The organism is Paenibacillus sp. FSL R7-269 (assembly GCF_000517865.1).
GTDB lineage: Bacteria > Bacillota > Bacilli > Paenibacillales > Paenibacillaceae > Paenibacillus_AQ.
In genome coordinates, this window is sequence record NZ_ASPS01000019.1 from 50,510 (window position 1) to 70,626 (window position 20,117).

The 20,117-nt window shown below is 55.0% G+C and carries 12 protein-coding genes and 1 riboswitch; all 12 genes read left to right on the plus strand.

Features of this window, described 5'->3' with window-relative positions; all coding sequences use genetic code 11:
• Nucleotides 1–38 precede the first annotated feature (38 nt).
• The 12 genes from C162_RS08835 (at nt 39) to C162_RS08890 (ending at nt 20,040) form a co-directional block, all read left to right on the plus strand.
• The gene (locus C162_RS08835; protein ID WP_156949594.1) at nt 39–1,469 is read left to right on the plus strand and encodes an O-antigen ligase family protein; all 1,431 of its coding nucleotides are present in this window, start codon (nt 39–41) and stop codon (nt 1,467–1,469) included.
• Nucleotides 1,435–2,814 carry an oligosaccharide flippase family protein gene (locus tag C162_RS08840; RefSeq protein ID WP_036693612.1) on the plus strand — a complete coding sequence of 460 codons (1,380 nt, stop codon included), beginning with the start codon at nt 1,435–1,437 and terminating at the stop codon, nt 2,812–2,814. Before C162_RS08835 ends, C162_RS08840 begins: the two co-directional genes overlap by 35 nt.
• A gap of 347 nt (nt 2,815–3,161) precedes the next feature.
• The gene (locus tag C162_RS08845) at nt 3,162–4,016 is read left to right on the plus strand and encodes a glycosyltransferase family 2 protein (RefSeq protein ID WP_036693614.1); all 855 of its coding nucleotides are present in this window, start codon (nt 3,162–3,164) and stop codon (nt 4,014–4,016) included.
• A complete protein-coding gene (locus C162_RS08850) occupies nt 4,003–5,193 on the plus strand; it encodes a glycosyltransferase family 4 protein (protein WP_036693616.1) in 1,191 nt (396 codons plus the stop codon). Before C162_RS08845 ends, C162_RS08850 begins: the two co-directional genes overlap by 14 nt.
• Nucleotides 5,190–6,329, plus strand: coding sequence for a glycosyltransferase family 4 protein (locus tag C162_RS08855; protein WP_036693617.1), 1,140 nt, complete (start codon nt 5,190–5,192; stop codon nt 6,327–6,329). The genes C162_RS08850 and C162_RS08855 overlap by 4 nt, the downstream gene beginning before the upstream one ends.
• A 101-nt stretch (nt 6,330–6,430) precedes the next feature.
• Entirely contained in the window at nt 6,431–7,531 is a 1,101-nt protein-coding gene (locus C162_RS08860) for a glycosyltransferase (protein ID WP_036693619.1), read from the plus strand.
• 4 nt (nt 7,532–7,535) lie between these two features.
• Nucleotides 7,536–8,876 carry a UDP-glucose dehydrogenase family protein gene (locus C162_RS08865; protein ID WP_036693621.1) on the plus strand — a complete coding sequence of 447 codons (1,341 nt, stop codon included), beginning with the start codon at nt 7,536–7,538 and terminating at the stop codon, nt 8,874–8,876.
• A gap of 1,123 nt (nt 8,877–9,999) precedes the next feature.
• Nucleotides 10,000–11,373: a sugar phosphate nucleotidyltransferase gene (locus tag C162_RS08870; protein ID WP_036693623.1), complete on the plus strand. Its 1,374-nt coding sequence runs from the start codon at nt 10,000–10,002 to the stop codon at nt 11,371–11,373.
• 138 nt (nt 11,374–11,511) lie between these two features.
• Nucleotides 11,512–11,592, plus strand: a riboswitch (cyclic di-GMP riboswitch).
• A 14-nt stretch (nt 11,593–11,606) separates the two neighbouring features.
• Nucleotides 11,607–13,949, plus strand: coding sequence for a PA14 domain-containing protein (locus C162_RS08875; RefSeq protein WP_235218385.1), 2,343 nt, complete (start codon nt 11,607–11,609; stop codon nt 13,947–13,949).
• Nucleotides 13,950–14,140: 191 nt separating this feature from the next.
• The gene (locus tag C162_RS08880; protein ID WP_036693624.1) at nt 14,141–15,670 is read left to right on the plus strand and encodes a glycosyl hydrolase; all 1,530 of its coding nucleotides are present in this window, start codon (nt 14,141–14,143) and stop codon (nt 15,668–15,670) included.
• 76 nt (nt 15,671–15,746) lie between these two features.
• Entirely contained in the window at nt 15,747–18,431 is a 2,685-nt protein-coding gene (locus tag C162_RS08885; RefSeq protein ID WP_084648867.1) for a discoidin domain-containing protein, read from the plus strand.
• Between the two features lie 130 nt (nt 18,432–18,561).
• Entirely contained in the window at nt 18,562–20,040 is a 1,479-nt protein-coding gene (locus C162_RS08890) for a potassium/proton antiporter (RefSeq protein ID WP_036693626.1), read from the plus strand.
• The last annotated feature ends 77 nt before the right edge of the window (nt 20,041–20,117 follow it).

A 20,117-nucleotide genomic window follows, 5' to 3' on the forward strand; every position in this document is an offset into this window, starting at 1 on the left:
TGAATCTTCCATCGGCACAGGCCGTGAAGTCGGCTGTAATGATGACCTTGATCTGCGCTGCGGCGCTGGCCCTGCCGCTTGCGATCGGCTTCGCCAGTGCGAACCTGAGCGCGTCGAACAGCCTGCAGGGCATTATTCTGGCGGGCATTCTCTTTCCGGCCTTGCTGCTGGCCCTGCTGAATACACGGATGCTTATCCCGTACACTCTGCTGATCTGGGCGATTGCCCCGGAGCTGCGGCGGATTGCAGACTGGTACGAAGGGGTCTATCACTCCGTATCCCTGCTCAGTCTGGCCCCGCTGCTGACCGGAGCGACCTTAGCCATTCCGGTGCTGCGGGAAATTCACCGGATTCGCAAGTCCTCCACCCGGATCATACTGTTGTTCTCCATCGCACTCGCCTACGGCGCATTGATTGGCCTGGCGAAGAACGGTATCGGCTCGGTATACGATCTGGCGAATTACATCGTACCGCTGCTGCTGATTCCCTTCTTCGCGGTCACGCCGTTTAAGCCGAAGGATATCGACCGGCTGCTGTACGCTTTTGCCAATATTGCCGTGCTGGTTGCGATCTACGGGATCGTGCAGTATCTGACCGTTCCTCCCTGGGACGCCTTCTGGATGCGGAACGCTGATATGATCTCCATCGGGACTCCCTATCCGCTGGAGATCCGGGTCTTCTCGACCCTGAACTCTCCGGGTCCGGCAGCAACCTTCTTGGTCTTCGCCCTGGTGCCGATGATTCTGGAGAAAAGATGGCAGGGTACCCTGCGCTGGCTCGGTGTTCTGCTCGTAGTAGTCTGCCTGCTGACTACGCTCGTCCGGTCCGCCTGGCTGGTCCTGCTGGTGATGCTGCTGGTTTACATCGCTTCCTCTCCCTCCAAGGGTAAATGGAAGACGCTGCTCCAGCTCGCCTTCGTGGCAGCCGCGCTGTTCTGGATCGTTCCGAAGCTCCCTGGAGCAGAGGGGCTGGTGGCCCGGATGGAGACCCTGACCTCCGTGCAGGAGGATCATTCCTACAATGAACGCCTCAGCCTCTGGACCAATATGCTGCCCATGGTGGCTGGCAATCCGGTAGGGCAGGGGATCGGCAGTGTAGGCCAGGGCACCAAGCTCGGCAACGGCGGAGAGCTGGGGGAATACGGAAACATGGATAACGGCTTCATCGCGCTGCTGCTCACCTTCGGCGTACTCGGTGCATTGTTCTTCTTCGGAGCCCTCGGTGCGGTCATCAAGGAGATCGGCGCCAGAGTCACCCGCAGGAATGAACTTCAGCCTTACGCCAGACTGGCGCTGGCGGCGTGGATGGGAGCTGTAGCCAGCCTGATCTCGGATAATGGCTTTCCCGGTCTTAAGGGGTATCTGATCTGGATGCTGATCGGACTTGGCCTCAGCGCCAAGGAGCTCACTCAAAGCAGAAAGAAGGGACTACCGCATGCAGCAGTCAAGCGCCAAATCACTACCCGCTAACCGGGTATGGTCCACCTTCCGGAGATTCACGAAGAGTAAGGACAATAGCTCGGCTGCTGTCAAAACGATGTTCGTCAGCGTGCTGATCCTGCTGGTCAATATGCTGACCGGCGTACTGACCGCCCGTTATCTCGGCCCGTCAGGCCGGGGGGAGCAGACAGCGATGGTGAACTGGTCGCAGTTCCTGGCCTTCAGCATGAGCTTCGGCATTCCCTCGGCGCTGATCTATAACGCCAAGAAGAATCCGGAGGAAGCCGGGGTGCTGTACCGGATCGCCCTGCTGATCGGCCTAACGTTCGGAACCATCGCCATGACCGTCGGAATACTCGTGCTGCCGTATTGGCTGGGGTCCTTCAGTCATGAGGTAGTGGTCTTCGCCCAGTGGTCGATGATTCTCTGCCCGCTGATTGTGGTGTCGCAGATCAACAACGCGGCCTTCCAGTTCAGAGGGGATTATAAGACCTTCAACTGGATGCGGTACCTGGTACCGCTGCTGACGCTGGGAGCCATCGGGATTCTGATCCTGACCGGCTACATGAATCCTTATACAACTGCACTGGCTTATCTGGTTCCGTCGGCTCCGCTGTTCATCTGGATGACCATCCTGCTGCTGCGGACCTACAAGGTCAAGCTCCGGGATTCCTATCTTAATTTCAAAAGATTGTTCACCTATGGTCTGGGCTCCTACGGAAACGACCTGCTCGGACAATTCTCAGTATACATAGACCAGATCATCATTGCCGGATTACTCAGACCGGCAGATCTGGGGCTCTATGCGGTAGCGGTCAGCCTGTCGCGTATGGTGAACTTCTTCGCGAATTCGATCACGGTGGTGCTCTTCCCGAAGGCCTCCGAGATGGCGAAGGACGAAGCGGTTGCCCTTACCTTCAAAGCTTTCCGGATCAGTACTACCTGTACTCTGCTTGGCGCAGTGTTCCTGATGCTGGTAGCGCCCTTTGTCATCCCGCTGCTCTACGGCAAGGATTTCAATACCGCGCTTACCGTGTTCCGCCTGCTGCTGCTGGAAGTGACCATCAGCGGCGGGACGCTGATTCTGGCTCAGGTGTTCATGGCGCTGGGCAAGCCGAAGTTCGTATCCATCCTGCAGGGGGTCGGCCTGATCCTGGTGATTCCGCTGCTCTTCCTGCTGGTGCCGAAGTTCGGATTGTTCGGAGCCGGGGTGGCTATGCTCTCATCAGCTGTACTGCGGTTCCTGTTCATTATTCTCAATATCAGGTACAACCTGAAGGTTAAGCTTCCGCGGCTGCTTATTAACGCCCAGGACCTTCAGTGGATGAAGACGACGATGAATTCGTATATTCGCAAGAAGCCTATGGATGTGTAGAAGATGTCTAGGCAGTTAAGGGTTTGATTCAAGTGTTTTGCTTATGAATCAAATGGTTTGTATTTGTTTCAGCGAGCAGAGACACGATGCGAGCCCCTATCTGCTTAAAAAACCATGGGACGGTGCTTGGAGGAGCGCAGAGAAAATTTGGAGCTGTAGAAGCGTCAGCGTTCGCCTGAAAGCTTTTCGAAGAAAAGCTCGCATCGGAAGCATAAGCTGTCTTCTGATTTCTACCGCAGTAAGCGGTCCTAATCAGGAAATCAGAAGACAACAGCGATCGGAAGCCCAAACTTTTCTCGGAGCGACGACACACACCGGACCCTACCAGGCAAAGGAGGATACCTATCATGGATTCAGTAACAAGCGTGCTTGGCGGCCGGGGCAGTTACCCGATCTCGGCAGTCATCATTGCCCAGGACGATGAAGTTCGGATATCCAAAGCGATTCAGTCCTGCCGGTTATTCGCCGATGAGGTGGTTGTAATCGACGGAGGAAGCAAAGACGGGACAGTAGGGCTATCCGAGAGCCTGGGATGCCGGGTGTATGTCAACCCATGGCCCGGATATGCGAAGCAAAGGGAATTCGGAGTGGAACGTGCCATCCATGATTGGGTCTTCCTGATTGATACCGACGAAGTGGTCAGCGAGGAGCTGGCCCGGGATATCCTGGAGCGCAAGCCGGGACTGACCGATGCTACAGTGGCGTTCTCGCTGTACCGGATTGGCGACTTCCTTGGCAAATGGCTGGATAAAGGCGAATATCTGGTGCGGCTGTATAACCGCAAGGAATACGGTATCCGCAACTCTCTGGTGCATGAGATGCCCGAGGTGTCCGAGGAGCGGACGGTGAAGCTGAACGGAACGCTGTGGCATCAAGGCTTCCGCAGCATCAACGATCATGTGGCCCGGTTCAACAAATACACTGATCTGGAAGCAGAGAGTGCGTTCGCCAGCGGCAAGCCGTTCAAGCTGAGCCACCTGCTGCTGCGTCCGCCGGCACGGTTCCTGCAGAAGTATTTCCTGCATGGCCTGTTCAAGAAAGGCATCTCGGGCTTCGCAGTATCCGTCTTCTGGGTGATGTATGAATTCATGGTCGGCTTCAAGCATTACGAATTGCACAGCGCAGGCAGGCTGGCCCGGCATAACGAAGCGGGTCAGGCCGAGAAGGAGAACAAGGGGGAGAGAAGCTATGTCGTACAATGACGGACTTAACATTATGACGACCGGCCTCAGCTGGCCCTCGTTACAGCCCGGAGGACTGAACACCTATTTCAAATCTGTGTGTGAGCAGCTCTCCTTGCGGAACCAGGTGCATGCCCTAATCTGCAGCCAAGAAACGCCGGAGACGCCGAAGGAACTGATCATCCACAATGCCGGTGATCCGAAGGAGACCATCTGGAAGCGCAAGGACGCCTTCCAGCGTAAGGCGGCCTCCCTGATGGGGGATGGCAGCGGGCGGATTGATATCCTCTACACTCACTTCGCCCCTTACGGCATCGGGCCGGCGATTGAAGCGAAGAAGCGGGGAATTCCGGTCATTATGACCTTCCACGGTCCATGGAACGAAGAGATGAAGATCGAAGGTCAAGGCATCAAGCATAAAGTCAAAACAACGATTGCCAAATCGATTGAACATAAGGCTTACAAGCTGGCAGACAAATTCATTGTCCTCAGCGATTACTTCCGTAATATGCTGCACGAGCTGCACGGCGTGCCCCTGCACAAGATTACCGTCATTCCCGGAGCGGCCAATGTCGAGCGGTTCACGCCCGCCACGAACCGGCTGGCGGTCCGCCGGACGCTGAATCTGCCGGAAGGCGCAACAACGGTCCTGACCGTCCGCAGACTGATGAACCGGATGGGGCTGCTGCAGCTGCTTGAAGCCTGGAAGCAGGTATCCGAGCGGTTCCCGAACGCGATTCTGCTGATCGGGGGCAAGGGTCCGCTGCGCGGGGAGCTGGAAGAGAAAATATCCGATTACGGGCTGGGGAACAAGGTCCGGCTGCTCGGCTACATTCCCGATCATGAGCTGGCCTCCTATTATCAGGCAGCGGATATGTTCGTTGTTCCTTCCCAGGCGCTGGAAGGCTTCGGCCTGATCACCGTTGAGGCTTTGGCCTCGGGGCTGCCGGTGATGGCTACGCCGGTCGGCGGCAACAAGGAGATCCTCCAGGGCTTCCGGCCGGAGCTGCTGTTCAAGAGTGCAGCCAGCGAGGATATGGCGGAAGGTATGATTCATATGCTGAGTAACCGCAAGCTGCTGCCGGGCCGGGACGAATGCCGGAATCACGTGCTGGAGAAGTACACCTGGCAGCATGTAGGCGACAAGATTGAGTCTGTATTCCTCGAAACCTTGGGAAAGGGTGTGAGCGTAGGATGATCAAAGTCGCTTATATCGACCACACCGCCAAATGGAGCGGAGGAGAGGTCGCCCTGTTCAACATCCTCACCAACATCGGTGAGCAGATTGAGCCGCTGGTCATCCTGGCGGAAGAGGGGACGCTTGCTGAACGCCTGCGGGAGAAGGGCATCGATGTCCGCATTATCCCGCTGGATGAGAGCATCCGCAGCCGCGGCCGCAACGCCGTGAACCTCGGGGCTCCGGCTGCTGCGATGAAGCTGCTGGCTTACGGCCGTAAGCTGGCTCCGCTGCTGAAGGAGGAGAAGGTGGACTGTGTGCACACCAATTCCCTGAAATCAGCCTTTTACGGAGCCGTCGCCGCCAAAAAAGCAGGCGTGCCGCTGATCTGGCACATCCGGGACCACATCGGGGCGCCTTATCTGAAGCCGGTTGTCGCCAAGGCGATCCGGCTGCTGTCACGCCTGCTGCCGAACGGGGTCATTGCCAATTCCCACTCCACGCTGAATGCGCTGGAGCTGCCGCGCTCGAAGAAGACGCTGGTCGTCTACTCGGCCTTCGCTAAGGCGATCGGCGAAGGGATCGGCCGGCGGGAGCGGAAGGACTTCAACGTTCTGCTGGTCGGTCGGCTTGCCCACTGGAAAGGCCAGCACATTGTGCTGGAAGCGGCCAAGGCCTTCAAGCAGGACAGCCGCGTGAAGTTCTGGCTGGCCGGTGATGCCCTGTTCGGAGAGGAAGAATACAAGCAGGAATTAATTCAGCAGATGCAGCGGGACGACATCACCAATGTCAGCCTGCTGGGTCATGTGGATGATATACAAGGACTGATGAACCAAGCGGATTTACTGATTCATACGTCGATTACCCCTGAGCCGTTCGGCCAGGTCATCGTCGAAGGCATGGCGGCCGGACTGCCGGTCATTGCCTCCAATGAAGGCGGACCGGTGGAGATCGTGGTTCCTGGTGAGACAGGACTGCTGATCCCGCCGGGAGATGCTACTGTACTTGCAGACTCCATCACCTGGATGCTGAACCATCCCGAAGAGCGTAGACGGATGGCGGATAATGGCATGAGACGGGTGAAAGAGCATTTTGTCATCGAGAACACGGTCAAGGATATTGTCGCTTACTACAAAGGTCTGCTGGCAGTTACCTGACCTTCCCGCTCCATAATGCTTAAGGCTTGCATCATATCTGTCTCTAGCCATGCGTGTACTGCTTAATGATGCTGCTCCATAAAACTTTGAGGATGATTCACATGAAAATTGCGATCGCGCACGATTATTTAATCCAGATGGGCGGGGCGGAACGGGTGGTGGAGGTTTTCCATCACATGTACCCGGAAGCTCCGATCTTCACAACGGTTTTTAACGGAAGCCGCCTGACCGATAACCTCAAAGATGCCGATATCCGGGCCTCCTGGCTGCAGAAGATTCCGGGAGTGAAGCGTAACTTCAAAGGGGTGCTCCCGCTCTACCCCATGGCTGTCCGCGATTTGGACTTCAGCGGGTATGATATCGTTCTTAGCTCCAGCAGTGCTTTTATGAAAAGCATTCAGGTGCCCGAGTCCACCTTCCATCTGTGCTACTGTCATACGCCGATGCGTTTCGCCTGGGACTATGACACGTACATGGAGCGGCAATCGAATTCAGGTTTATTCAAAAGACTGCTCAAGGTGTATATGCAGCGGCTCAAGAACTGGGACCAGCGCACCTCCAAAAATGTGAACCAGTTCGTCGCCAACTCCTCCGTCGTGAAGACGCGGATTCAGAATTATTACCACCGGGATTCCGATGTGATTTTCCCGCCGATCAATACAGCCCGCTTCACCAGCTCCCCGAGCATTGGGGATTATTATCTGATTGTCTCGCGGCTGGTCTCCTACAAGCGGATCGATCTGGCGGTGGAGGCGTTCAACCGTAACGGGCTTAAGCTGTATATTGTCGGGGACGGACCGGACCGTAAGCGTCTGGAAGGCATGGCCAAGGGGAATGTATCGTTCCTGGGCCGGCTGGAGGATGAGGAAGTTACAGGGCTGATGTCCCAGTGCCGGGCGTTTGTTTTCCCGGGGGAAGAGGATTTTGGCATCACGCCGCTGGAGGCGAATGCTGCTGGAAGACCGGTCATCGCCTATCAGGCCGGGGGCGCGCTGGACACGATTATCCCATACGTTAACGGCGTGTTTTTCCAGCACCAGGAAGTTGATGATTTGCTTAAGGCCATTGATGAGGTGGAGTCCTATGCGTGGGATATCGACCAGATTATGGGCCATGCACGCAAATTCGATGAGCAGGCGTTTATGGTCCAGTTCAAGCAGTATGTGGAACAGGCCTACGTCAATTTCCTAAAAGGAGGATGAAAGTATGAAACTCGCAGTGATTGGTACCGGCTATGTAGGACTTGTATCAGGCGTATGCTTTACCTTAAATGGAAATCATGTCATCTGTGTGGATAAGGATGAGGAGAAAATCAATAAGCTGAACCGGATGGAATCTCCCATCTATGAGCCGGGCATTGAGGCCCTGATCGAAATGAATCTGCGCGAGGGCCGGCTGAGCTTCTCGTCCGATCTTCAGGAGTCGGTCCGCCGCTCCGATATCGTCATTCTTGCCGTGGGTACACCTTCCCTGCCGGGAGGCGAAGCCGACCTGAGGTATATCGAAGGTGCCGCTGCCGAGATTGCCCAGGCGATGGAAGGCTACAAGATCATCATGACCAAGTCGACCGTCCCTGTTGGCACCAATGAGCGTATCCGCCAGCTGATCTCCTCCCTCACGAATCATCCCTTCGATATCGTCTCTGCGCCTGAATTCCTCCGTGAAGGCTCTGCCATCCGCGACACGCTTCATCCCGACCGGATCGTCATCGGACTGGATAATTCGGCGCTTGAGCCGACCATGCGTGAGCTTCATAAGGGCTTCACAGACAACGTATTCGTTACGGATATCCGCAGCGCTGAGATGATCAAATATGCCTCGAATGCTTTTCTGGCGACGAAGATCTCCTTCATTAATGAGATTGCCAACATTTGCGAAAAGGTAGGAGCAGATGTCACCGAAGTCGCAGGCGGCATGGGGATGGACCAGAGAATCGGTTCGACCTTCCTGCAGGCCGGTATCGGTTATGGCGGCTCCTGCTTCCCGAAGGACACCAATGCGCTGATCCAGATTGCCGGTAACGTGGATTATGAGTTCAAGCTGCTCAAATCCGTCGTTGAAGTCAATAAAGGCCAGCGCTTCATGATTATCTCCAAGCTCCATGAATCACTCGGCAGCCTGCGAGGCGCGGTCATCGGCATCTGGGGGCTTGCCTTCAAGCCCAATACCGATGATGTCCGCGAGGCCCCGGCCCGTGAGATTGTTGAGGCGCTGGTGGCCGAAGGCGCCATCGTCAAGCTGTACGATCCGATTGCGGCCGATAACTTCCGTAAGGAATACGATCACCCGCAGCTCCGCTGGTGCGGACTGGCGGAAGAGGCTGCCGAGGGCAGCGATGCCGTCTGCCTGCTGACCGACTGGAGCCAGTTCAAGGAGATCAACCTGCACCAGCTCGCCGGAACCATGCGCCGCCAGGTGCTGATCGACGGCCGCAACGTCTATAGCAAAGAGCAAATCGAAGGCACCGGCCTCGAGTACATCTCCGTCGGCCGCCCGCAGATGGGCGGGCTTAGCGGATTCTCCGCCAGCGTGGCTGGCGCGGTGTAGACCTGCGGTCAAGGGCAGCGATCCACGGCGAGTCAGCCTTTTCTGGAGGAGCTGCGCCGGATCGGCTGCGCGGCGAAATGAAGGGGATAAATCCTCTTGAATGCGCTGAAAGTGGGCTGCGCGGTGAAATAAGAGGGATAAATCCCCTTGGATGTGCCGAAAGTGGGCTGCACGGTGAAATGAAGAGCACAAGTGCCCCTGAATCCCGGGAAGGTTGGCTAAATGAGTAAATGAAGAGCACAAGTGCTCCTGAATCCCGGGAAGGTTGGCTAAATGAGCAAATGAGGAGCACAAGTGCACCTGAATCCCGGGAAAGTTGGCTAAATGAGCAAATGAGGAGCACAAGTGCCCCTGAATCCCGGGAAAGTTGGCTAAATGAGTAAATGAGGAGCACAAGTGCACCTGAATCCCGGGAAAGTTGGCTAAATGAGCAAATGAAGAGCACAAAGGCCCTTAATCCCGGGAAAGTTAGCTAAACGATCAAATGAGGAGCACAAGTGCCCCTGAATCCTGGAAAAGTTGGCTAAACGGGCAAATAAGGAGCACAAGTGCCCCTGAATCCCGGGAAAGTTGGCTAAACGAGCAAATGAGGAGCACAAGTGCCCTTGATTTCTCGGATTCGAGCCAAATGGAGCAACTGAGCAGCATTTGTGTCACGTACTTAAACTAACCAGCTTCTGCCGCCGCAAATTTGTGCGGCAAGCCCTTGGAACAAGAGTCTTGAATCCCGGTCTTGAATTCCATTGTCTTGGAATTCTTGCTTTCTCTAGCCGCTAGGTCAGCGGCGACGCCTTGGAACAAGCGGCAGCCCGGCCCCCCTTGCCGCTACAACAAGCGGCAATACCCGGATCTTTAACCGGGAGCTTCGCCTGCGGGCGAAGCGGATATGAAATCACAAGCCTGTTATGAAATGGAGCGGAGAGGAATTTTGGAGCTGTAGGAGCGGTAGCGTCCGCCTTTGTCTCCGGATATTATCTGCTGCAAGCAATATAATCAACAACATCTGGAGACAACAGCGGCCGTAAGCCCAAAATTCCTTGCAGCGACCCTCATAACAGGCGGGATTTTAACACACAGCCGCAATAAGAAATACCCAATAACAATACGATATGGAGGGTTCACTATGAAACTAGTACTTCTATCAGGCGGCTCCGGCAAGCGGCTCTGGCCGTTGTCCAATGATTCACGCTCCAAGCAATTTCTGAAGGTACTGGCAAGTCCGGCAGGTGAACCGGAATCAATGGTACAACGGGTATGGAGACAGCTGGAGGAGAACGGCATGGCCGGGTCCTCTTATCTGGCGACCGGACGCAGCCAGGTGGAGATGATCCAGAGCCAGCTCGGCAGCGAGGTGCCGATCATCGTGGAGCCGGAGCGGCGGGATACGTTCCCGGCCATTGCGCTGACGGCGGCCTACCTCTATTCCATCGCAGGGGTTTCCCCAAGCGAGACCGTGGCGATTCTGCCGGTGGACCCATACGTGGAATCCTCCTTTTTCGAAACGGTACTGCAACTGGAGAACACCATGCTGGTGAGCGGGGCGAACCTGGCGCTGATGGGCGTAGTTCCCGAGCATGCTTCGGAGAAATACGGCTACATTATTCCAACGGGTGCAGATGCGGGAGCGAATGGTTATCTGCAGGTCAGCCACTTCCAGGAGAAGCCGGACCGTGTGCAGGCCGAGGAGCTGATTAGCCAGGGGGCTCTCTGGAACTGCGGGGTGTTCGCTTTCCGTCTGGGTTACCTGCTGGATATCCTGCAGCGCAAAGGGCTGCCGCTTAATTATGAGGAACTGCAGAAGCAGTATAAGCTGCTGTCTTCCATCAGCTTCGATTACGAAGTGGTAGAGAAAGAAGAGAACATCGTCGTACAGCCGTATGCCGGATTCTGGAAGGACCTGGGTACCTGGAACACCTTGACCGAGGAAATGACCAGCAACCATGTCGGCAAAGGCTTTGTGACCGCTGACTCCGAGGGGACCTGCCTCATTAACGAGCTGGATATTCCGATTACCGTGATCGGGGCGAAGGATCTGATTATCGCTGCCAGCCCGGACGGCATTCTGGTGACGCACAAGACTGAGAGTCCGCGGATCAAGGAAGTGCTGAAGTCTTTTGAACAAAGACCGATGTACGAGGAGCGCCGCTGGGGCCACTACAAGGTGATAGATTATGTAAAGTATGACGAAGGCAACGAGGTGCTGACCAAGCGGATTTTCATCAATGAGGGCAAAAATATCAGCTATCAGCTGCATCACAAACGCAGTGAAATCTGGACCTTCGTCAGCGGGGAAGCCAGCATTGTCATCAATGAGAAGATGCATACGGTGAAGGCAGGAGATGTGGTGCGGATACCGGAAGGGACCAAGCATGCCATTCTTGCTCTTACCGATGTGGAGTTCATTGAGGTGCAGACGGGGTCGGAGCTGGTAGAGGAAGATAACATCCGTATTACTCTGGACTGGGAGGATATAGCGCTACATCAGTTCATTTCGTAGGTCTAACTTATCTATTTAACCATTTGTTACAGAATCAAAACAGGTACTCGGAACTATTTATTCGGAGAAATTCGCGTTTGCTCTACAAAAAAATTGCATAAAGACGATAATTTACGGTAAGAGGGATTGATCCTTCCAAAACGACAAAGGCAAACCTGATCGAAAGACAGGGACGCAAAGCTATAGGGCCTTCGCAAGAGTGGCAGCCTGGCTACCGAAAGGAAGAGAATATTGTGAAAACTTACCGTAAGTCTCGTTTGCTCTGCGCTGTGCTGTCGCTGGCCGTGGTATTGTCTGCTGTACCTGTGGGACTGGGAATCGCCCCTTCCACCGTCAAGGCTGCCTCCTCTGAAGGAGCGCCGGTGAACCCTAACGCCTCAGCGGAGGCGGTCAAGCTGCTGAACAATCTGTATGATATCTCGGGAAATGGAATCATTACAGGCCAGCATGACTATTTCGAGAGTCCGGATGAGCTGAGCAACAAGCTGAAGGGAACAAGCGGACAATACGCAGCACTGCATGGTTATGAGCTGGGAGCAATCGGTGGGCAGAGTGAGAGCGGAGTAGCTGCACAACGCAAAAATATCGTCTGGAGTGCGACGAACTGGTCCAGAGCGGGCGGCATTGTCGCCATGACCTTCCACCAGAATCTGCCAGGCACCAAGTACGAATGGTCCAATGTGCAGAAGCCGATCACCCAGGCGCAATTTAACAAATACGTAACCCCCGGAACGCCAGAGTATAATGCACTGATCACCGATCTGGATAAAGTAGCGGTCTCTCTGAAAAGCCTGCGGGATGCTAAGGTTCCGATCCTCTGGAGACCTTACCACGAAATGAACGGCGGCTGGTTCTGGTGGGGGAAGAAAGATAATTTTACAGCCCTGTGGAATATTATGTATGACCGGTTCGTGAACGTTCATCAGTTAAATAATCTGCTCTGGGTATGGAACCCGAATGCGCCTAATGCAAGCTCCGATCCCTATCCACGGACTTATCCGGGTGCGGACAGAGTGGATGTGCTGGCAGCAGATATATATAATAACGACTACTCCAATAAATATCATGATGATCTGACCAGCCTGGCTGGCGGCAAACCGATCGGCATCGGCGAGAACGGTGAAATGCCAAATATATCGAAGCTAAAGCTGAACCAGCAGAATTACGTGTTCATGATGAACTGGGGCAAGATGCTCTATGAGAATAACAGCACGGCGACAATCAAGAATTTCATGAATGACAGTTACACACTAACCCGTGACCAATATAAGGCCTGGTCTGCTCCGGCGGCGGCTCCTAAGCCAATCGCAACGCCAACGGCAACGCCGACGCCTACAGTATCACCGACACCAACAGCAACACCGACACAAACCGCAACACCGACGCCAACGCCGACGGCAACACCAACCGTTGCGCCGACTCAGAAGCCGGTCCCAACCTTCGGCGACCCGGAGAGTAAGCCTGGCCAGAATGGCCTGCTTGGAGAATACTTCAAGAACATGACGCTCTCGGGGACACCGGTTATGGTGCGTAACGATGATGTCATCAGCTTCAATTGGCGTCAGGGGACTCCTAATGCCGCACTGGGCGTAGATTACTTCTCAATTCGCTGGACCGGACAGATTAAGCCGGCTTACAGTGAGACTTATCAGTTCTATACTACATCGGATGACGGTATCCGCTTGTGGGTGAACGGCACACCGGTCATTGACAGCTGGGTCAAACAGAGCGGAACTGCCCGCACAGGAAGCATAGCCTTAACTGCCGGGCAATTGTACGATATCAAAGTAGAGTACTATGAGAATGCTGGCGATGCCAATGTCCATCTGATGTGGCAGAGCCCTAGCCAGGTGAAGGGAACCGTACCTGCAAGTGCGCTTTTCTCCAGAGCAGGCAACATATCCATACCTGTTCCGGCTGCAACAGCAGTACCGACAACGGTACCAGCAGCAACAGCAACGCCGGCACCAGTAACAACACCAACACCAGCAGCGACACCAACACTGACGCCAGTACCGGCACCAACGCCGACAGCAGCACCGACACCAACGCCAACACCGGCACCAACACCGACAGCGGCTCCTGTTCCCGTTCCTTCTCCTACAGCAACACCGGTGGATCTGCCGGTAGAAGTCCCTGCTGCCAATGGGTTGTACGCGGAATACTTCAATAACATGACGCTATCGGGCGAACCCGCTGCAGTGCGCACCGATGCGGTGCTTGATTTCAACTGGCGCCAAGGCTCGCCGGATGCTGCTATCGGTATAGACTTCTTCTCTGTCCGCTGGAGCGGGAAGATTAAGCCGCTGTACACAGAGACGTATCAGATTTATACCAATTCCGATGACGGTATCCGCGTACGGGTTAACGGTGAGCTTGTGATTGACAGCTGGGTGAAGCAGAGCGGCACCGAACGCATGGGCAGCATCAGCCTGACCGCAGGCGAGCTGTATGATATTCAGGTAGAGTATTATGAGAATCAAGGGGATGCAAAAGCGCGGCTAATGTGGCAGAGTCCAAGCCAATCCAAAGGTACCGTTCCGGCAAGCGCGCTGTTCCTCCCGTCCGCTTCCTAAGCTCATAAGGTCCGCAGCTGTGTTCATCATTGGCGCTGTTACTGGTTAAGACGTTACAATTATAAATCCTGTAAGCCACTCTTAATGGCCCTGCTTACCAGCAGGGCTACTAAGCTATAGAAAGGTAGATAATCCGCGAGGCTTAACCTCCGGGGCCTGCCTGAGAGTGTGGCTGGAGAAAGGAGATTACATTGAACACTTACCGTAAGTACAGGCTATATACAATTATTTTTCCTCTAATCCTTATCCTTTCATTACTTCCATGGGGGGAAGGGCGCAGTCTGCCCGCAGCCGCTAAGGTTACGGCACCTGCCGCCTCCGCTCCCATGGGGCCCATTAAACCCATTAATCCATCGGCCTCCAAGGAGGCTTCCGCACTGTTAAGCTATCTTAGTGATCTTAGCGGCAAGGGGATGATATCCGGCCAGCATGATTACCTGGAGAGCCCCGATGAATTCAATAATAAGCTCCGCACAACAAGCGGCCGCTATGCCGTTCTGCATGGCTATGAGCTGGGAGCCATAGGCAACCAGTCTAAGGAGATCATTGCCAGACAGCGTCAGGCTGTCGTGGACAGCGCCATACGATGGCATGAGGGCGGCGGCATTGTCGCCATGACCTTCCATCAGAATCTGCCGGGAACCGCGCCGGTATGGACCAATGTGCAGAAGCCGCTTAGCCAGGATCAATTCAAGCAGTACGTCACTCCCGGAACGCCGCAGTACAAAGCATTAGTTGCTGAGCTGGATGAAGTGGCCAAGTATCTGGGCGAGCTGCGCGATGCCGGAGTTCCGGTGTTATGGCGGCCCTATCACGAAATGAACGGCGGCTGGTTCTGGTGGGGGCAGAAGGATGATTTTGCGAAGCTCTGGGACCTGGTCTATGACCGCATGGTGAATAAGCATAAGTTGAACAATCTGCTGTGGGTGTGGAATCCGAATGCCCCCAATAAGTCGTCTGAGCCGTATCACGCCTATTTTCCCGGCACCGCCAAGGTGGATATTCTGGCCGCCGATATTTATGACAATGATTTCAAGCAGTCCTATTATGACAGCCTCCTGAAGCTTGCGGGCGGCAAACCGATCGGAATCGGGGAGAGCGGAGAGCTTCCAGACCCTGTCATCATGTCTCAAAAACAAAGCAAATGGGTATATACGATGACATGGGGCAAGATGCTGGTTGAGAATAACCCGACCGTGAAAATTCAAAGCTTTATGAATCATAAATACACGGTATCGCGGGAGGACTATAAGCTTGCGGTGGGTACCAAAACCCATGCGGCGGCTGTAAGCTCAAGGAATGGCCTGAGGGGCCAGTATTATGGCAATATGGACCTGTCCGGCACACCGCTGCTTACCCGTAACGACAGCACCCTTCAATTCAACTGGCATGGCAATTCACCGGCCTCCGGCCTGCCCAAGGATGCATTCTCGGTACGCTGGACCGGGACCCTTAAGCCTCTCTACAGTGAAAAGTATACGTTTACCGCTTCTTCGGATGACGGCATCCGCGTATGGATCGGCGGCAAGCTCCTGATCGACAGCTGGAAGAATCAGAGCAGCGCGGGCAAGGAGGGCAGCATCACACTTTCCGCAAATACCCCCTACGCCATCAAGGTAGAGTATTACGAGAACCGCGGGGATGCCAGCGTCAGTCTGATGTGGAGAAGCCAGAGCCAGAAGCAGATGATAATTCCCCAGAGTGCGCTGACGCTTCCTTAAGGAAGCCCCGCAGCAGAAGAAGCGTAACGTTATCCCGGTACAGCATAGAATTCCGGAAGAAAGCGAGGACAAGGGAATGAGGACTAGAGTTCAAAAGAAACCCGGTAAATATCTCCACAGGCTACTAAAATTTGCAGCACTGATCATCTTGGTTCTGTTGTCCGTCTCTATCTTCGGAGATTACGGGACGAAGGACGGTGAAGCGGATGTGGATCTGTCTTCATTGTCGGCGGCTAAGGATGCCGGTCCTGAGATGCCGGAAGGAACGGTTCTATGGAAGCTTGGCAAGCATGACGGCTCTGCCGATGAGTTCAAGGCGGCAGGGTCAAGCGGGGTGAAGAAGACGCTCAGCATAGCCTCAACCACTGCCAGGTCGGCAGAGCTGAAGTCACTTCCCTCCGGCCTGCACGGGGAGACCAACCCGGAGCTGCGGATTCAGTATGAGCTGGATAAGATCCCGGAGCACGGGGTCTTATTTCGCGTGAGCATTATCGATGCGTACAAATCCGTACCCCAGATGGGCGTATTCACCAACCGTCAGCTCTCAGGCATCATTCAGATCGCCGGGATTGCCGGAACAGGCAGCAAATACGACTTCCGCAAAACCTATGAGCTGTACATTCCCAAAGAGCAGCTCATCAGCGGCACCAACGAGCTGACGCTGCGGACGGCCAGGGGAATCTATTCCTCAGAAGCTGAGGATAAGTACAACTGGTGGACATGGGATAATCTCAGTCTGGAGGCGCTGAAGTCTCCGATTAAGGAGCCGATTCACGGCAGCTATACGGTGACCGGGACGGTGGTCAATAACAAGCAGTTTTATTTTGACGAGGGGGCGGTTACGCATCTGCCCTATATTATGAAGTGGCTGGGCGTAGCCTACAGCGGCAATATCATGCGTACCAGCTGTGCCAGCGATGTGGGCCGTTCCTGTGAGAAGATGGAGGAGTACTACAAGGTCCTGAAGGATTACAATATGCAGGCCGTAGCGCTCTATCTGTACACAGGCGATATCAAGCTGAAGGCGGACGGAACGCTGCCGGGGGATGCGGAGAAGAAGCTGACGGATTATTTCCAGAAGTACAGCCCGTACTTCCAGTATTACGAGGTGGATAACGAACCGGGCCTGTTCAACCGTTCCAAAGCGGTCAATCTGGCTATAGCCGAGTGGCTGAACAGCAAGGGTAAGACGATCGCGCCCCATTTGCAGACGGTTGCACCCGGATGGGCCTACTGGCCGGGCTACAGCGAAGACTCGTGCGGCAACCAGAAGGGGCCGGTGAAGCAGTGCGGAGACCCCGACGGCTGGGAACGCGACCCGAAGCAGCGTGATGAGCTGGAGGCGGTAACGGATCTGACGAATGGACATTCTTATGGCGATTCCTATATTTTCGGACAGGGCGGGAGCTTCACGGAGAACCTGAAGACCTTCGGGGGATCGGTAGACGGCCTTAGCAAAAAAATGCTCGCCACCGAGTTCGGCACCTCGGACTCTCATGTAGATGCGTATCAATACGGGGCCAAGCAGCGGACCTCGGCGGTGTTCGACCGGATTATGCGGGCACATCTCGGCTATGCGGATATGTTCGTGCAGCATGCCGCCTTCTTCAAGAATTTCAGCCTGTTCAAATACGGCTTTAATCTGGAGGATCATGATCCGGCGGCTACAGAGATCTACTACACCAAGGAAGGCGAAGAATCCCGCGTCAGTATCATGCGCAGGCTGGATCTGGCTTATGCCACACACGGCGCTCCGCTGACCTACCAGATCAGCAATAAGGAGGAGCTGAAGGATAAGCTGGTCTACGTAAGAGCAGTGGACACCTCCACGCTTGAGCCGCTGGCGGGGAGCAAGGCGACATCGAACAAGGTGCTGGTGAACTTCGTCAATTTCGAGCGCACCGAGCAGACCGTTAAGGTCAAGGTCACAATGCCGAAGAAGACAGTGTACGAAGGAGAACGGTTCGGCAAGGGCGATACTTATGAGGAGGCCCGCAGCTATGTAACCGGCAGAGCCGCTTCGCCGGAGCTGGAATTCACGGAGACGCTGGCTCCGGGAGAAGGCGTGCAGTATATTCTGGAGCCTTCCTCCGAGGTAGCGGATACGGCGCCGCAGGGCCTGAAGGCGACTGCTGTCAAGGGATTATCGATGCATCTGAACTGGCTGGAAGCCCCCGGAGCAAGCTATGAAGTGCTCCGGGCGGACGGCCCGGACGAGAAGCTGAAGGTCATCGCTACAGCGGTGAAGGGAACGGAGTATAACGACAGCAAGCTGAAGGAAGGCACACTTTATACTTATGCTGTAAGAGTGTCCGGCTCTGGTGTGATGTCAGAGAAGACACAGATTACAGCAACCGGACTTGTCCCGCTGGACCGGGCAGGCTGGAAGGTGACGTCCAGTGTGAGTAAGGAGGCTTCCAATCCGGCAGGTGCCATTGACGGAGACCGGCGGACCCGCTGGGATACGGTCAAGCATCAGGCTTCGGGGGAGTATTTCCAGATTGATCTGGGCGCAGAACATACGGTAGAAGCTATAGACATGGATTACCCTTTATCGCCATATGATTATCCGCGCGGCTACACTGTCCAGGTATCGGATGATGCCAAGAGCTGGAGACAGGTCGCAGCGGGCAAAGGCCAGCTGGAGAAGACCAAGATTACGTTTGCTCCGGTCAAGACCCGGCATATCAAGATTACCCAGACAGGCTCCGGCGGCAACTATTGGTCGATTCAGGAGCTGCAGGTGTATTCAAGAGAATGAAGGACGGCATAATAACCTCCGTGGAATTCAGCCCACCGGGGTTTTTTTCTGCCCTGGAATCATAAACATTATTATGAAGTAAATGGGGCTATGGCGGATACCCGGCTCCGGGGAAGGTGTGAACCGGTTCATGACTCATCTTGCAGATCAAATCATCCTGCTGCTGGCGGCTTTGCTGCTGATCGCCGTGCTCTCCACCAAATTCTCCACCCGTTTTGGCATGCCTGCTCTGGTCCTGTTTATTGCAGCCGGCATGGTGCTCAGCCATTTTATTTATTTCAACAATGCTTCACTCACGCAGATTGCCGGCATTTTTGCCCTGGTGGTGATTCTGTTTGAGGGCGGCATGCAGACGAGCATGAAGGATATTCGCCCGATTTTGAAGCCGGCGTTGTCGCTTGCTACACTCGGGGTACTGCTGACTACGGTGATCGTTGGTATTTTTGCCAAATTCGTACTCGGTGTACCCTGGGCGGAGAGCTTCCTGTTCGGGGCCATTGTCGGCTCCACAGATGCAGCGGCGGTATTCTCCGTGCTGGGCGGCAAAAATATCGACAAACGGCTAACCTCGACGCTTGAAGCCGAATCCGGCAGTAATGATCCGATGGCTGTATTCCTTACCGTGTCGCTGATTGAATGGGTGCAGCACCCGGATACTGCAGTCTGGAGCCTGGTGCTGTCGTTCTTCTGGGAGATGGGGGTAGGGCTGCTGATCGGGATCATCATTGGCAAGCTTGCAGTGTATCTGATTAACCGGATTAATCTGGATTCCACCGGGCTGTATCCGGTCATGGCGGTCGGCTTCGCAGTTCTGACTTACGGGGTCTCGGCCATGGTACACAGCAGCGGGCTGCTTGCCGTCTATGTTATGGGCCTGGTGCTGGGGAATTCCGAGCTGATGTACCACCGCACCATTATGAACTTCAATCATGGCTTCGCCTGGATGATGCAGATTGCCATGTTCATTCTGCTCGGGATGCTGGTCTTCCCGCAGGAGCTGGCGGCTGTGGCCTGGCAAGGGCTGCTGCTGTCTGTCATCCTGATGGCCCTAGCAAGACCGCTTGGCGTATTCCTCAGCCTGCTTGTGTCGCGGTTCTCTTTCCGTGAAAAGCTACTGATCTCCTGGGCCGGGCTCCGGGGAGCCGTCCCGATTGTCCTGGCGACCTACCCGCTGCTCGCGGGGCTGCCGCATGGCAGGCTATTCTTCAATGTCGTATTCTTCGTGGTCCTGACCTCGGCAGTGATTCAGGGAACCACCATTTCGCCTCTGGCCTCGCGGCTGAGGCTGGTGGGCCGGGAGCCTGGGTCCCAGCCCTCCTTGATGGAGCTGGTCGCGCTCGGGAAGACCGATTCCGAATTCAATCATATCGGAATTGAGCGGCAGATGCCGATTGCGGGCATGCAGATTGCAGAGATCGGCCTGCCGGACGATATTCTGTTCACGGCCATTATACGGAACAAGACCATTGTGACGCCGCATGGCAGCACGGTTATTGAACCTGGAGATACGGTATATGTGCTTAGTCCCAAAAGCAAGCGGGAGGAGATGCGCGCCATCTTCCGCAGCGGCTTGGGACGGGCGGCAGAGAAGGATATCCCTACGGTATAAGGGACATCCTACGGGAGGGATGTAAGCTTCTCTTCCGGTTCAGGTGATTTATGTCAATCCATGTGCTTTTGCAGAAT

Coding starts and splice junctions, on each gene's coding strand:
- C162_RS08840 (WP_036693612.1), top strand. CDS start 1,435: ATGCAGCAGTCAAGCGCCAAATCACTACCCGCTAACCGGGTATGGTCC.
- C162_RS08860 (WP_036693619.1), top strand. CDS start 6,431: ATGAAAATTGCGATCGCGCACGATTATTTAATCCAGATGGGCGGGGCG.
- C162_RS08865 (WP_036693621.1), top strand. CDS start 7,536: ATGAAACTCGCAGTGATTGGTACCGGCTATGTAGGACTTGTATCAGGC.
- C162_RS08885 (WP_084648867.1), top strand. CDS start 15,747: ATGAGGACTAGAGTTCAAAAGAAACCCGGTAAATATCTCCACAGGCTA.
- C162_RS08855 (WP_036693617.1), top strand. CDS start 5,190: ATGATCAAAGTCGCTTATATCGACCACACCGCCAAATGGAGCGGAGGA.
- C162_RS08835 (WP_156949594.1), top strand. CDS start 39: ATGATGACCTTGATCTGCGCTGCGGCGCTGGCCCTGCCGCTTGCGATC.
- C162_RS08845 (WP_036693614.1), top strand. CDS start 3,162: ATGGATTCAGTAACAAGCGTGCTTGGCGGCCGGGGCAGTTACCCGATC.
- C162_RS08870 (WP_036693623.1), top strand. CDS start 10,000: ATGAAACTAGTACTTCTATCAGGCGGCTCCGGCAAGCGGCTCTGGCCG.
- C162_RS08850 (WP_036693616.1), top strand. CDS start 4,003: ATGTCGTACAATGACGGACTTAACATTATGACGACCGGCCTCAGCTGG.
- C162_RS08890 (WP_036693626.1), top strand. CDS start 18,562: ATGACTCATCTTGCAGATCAAATCATCCTGCTGCTGGCGGCTTTGCTG.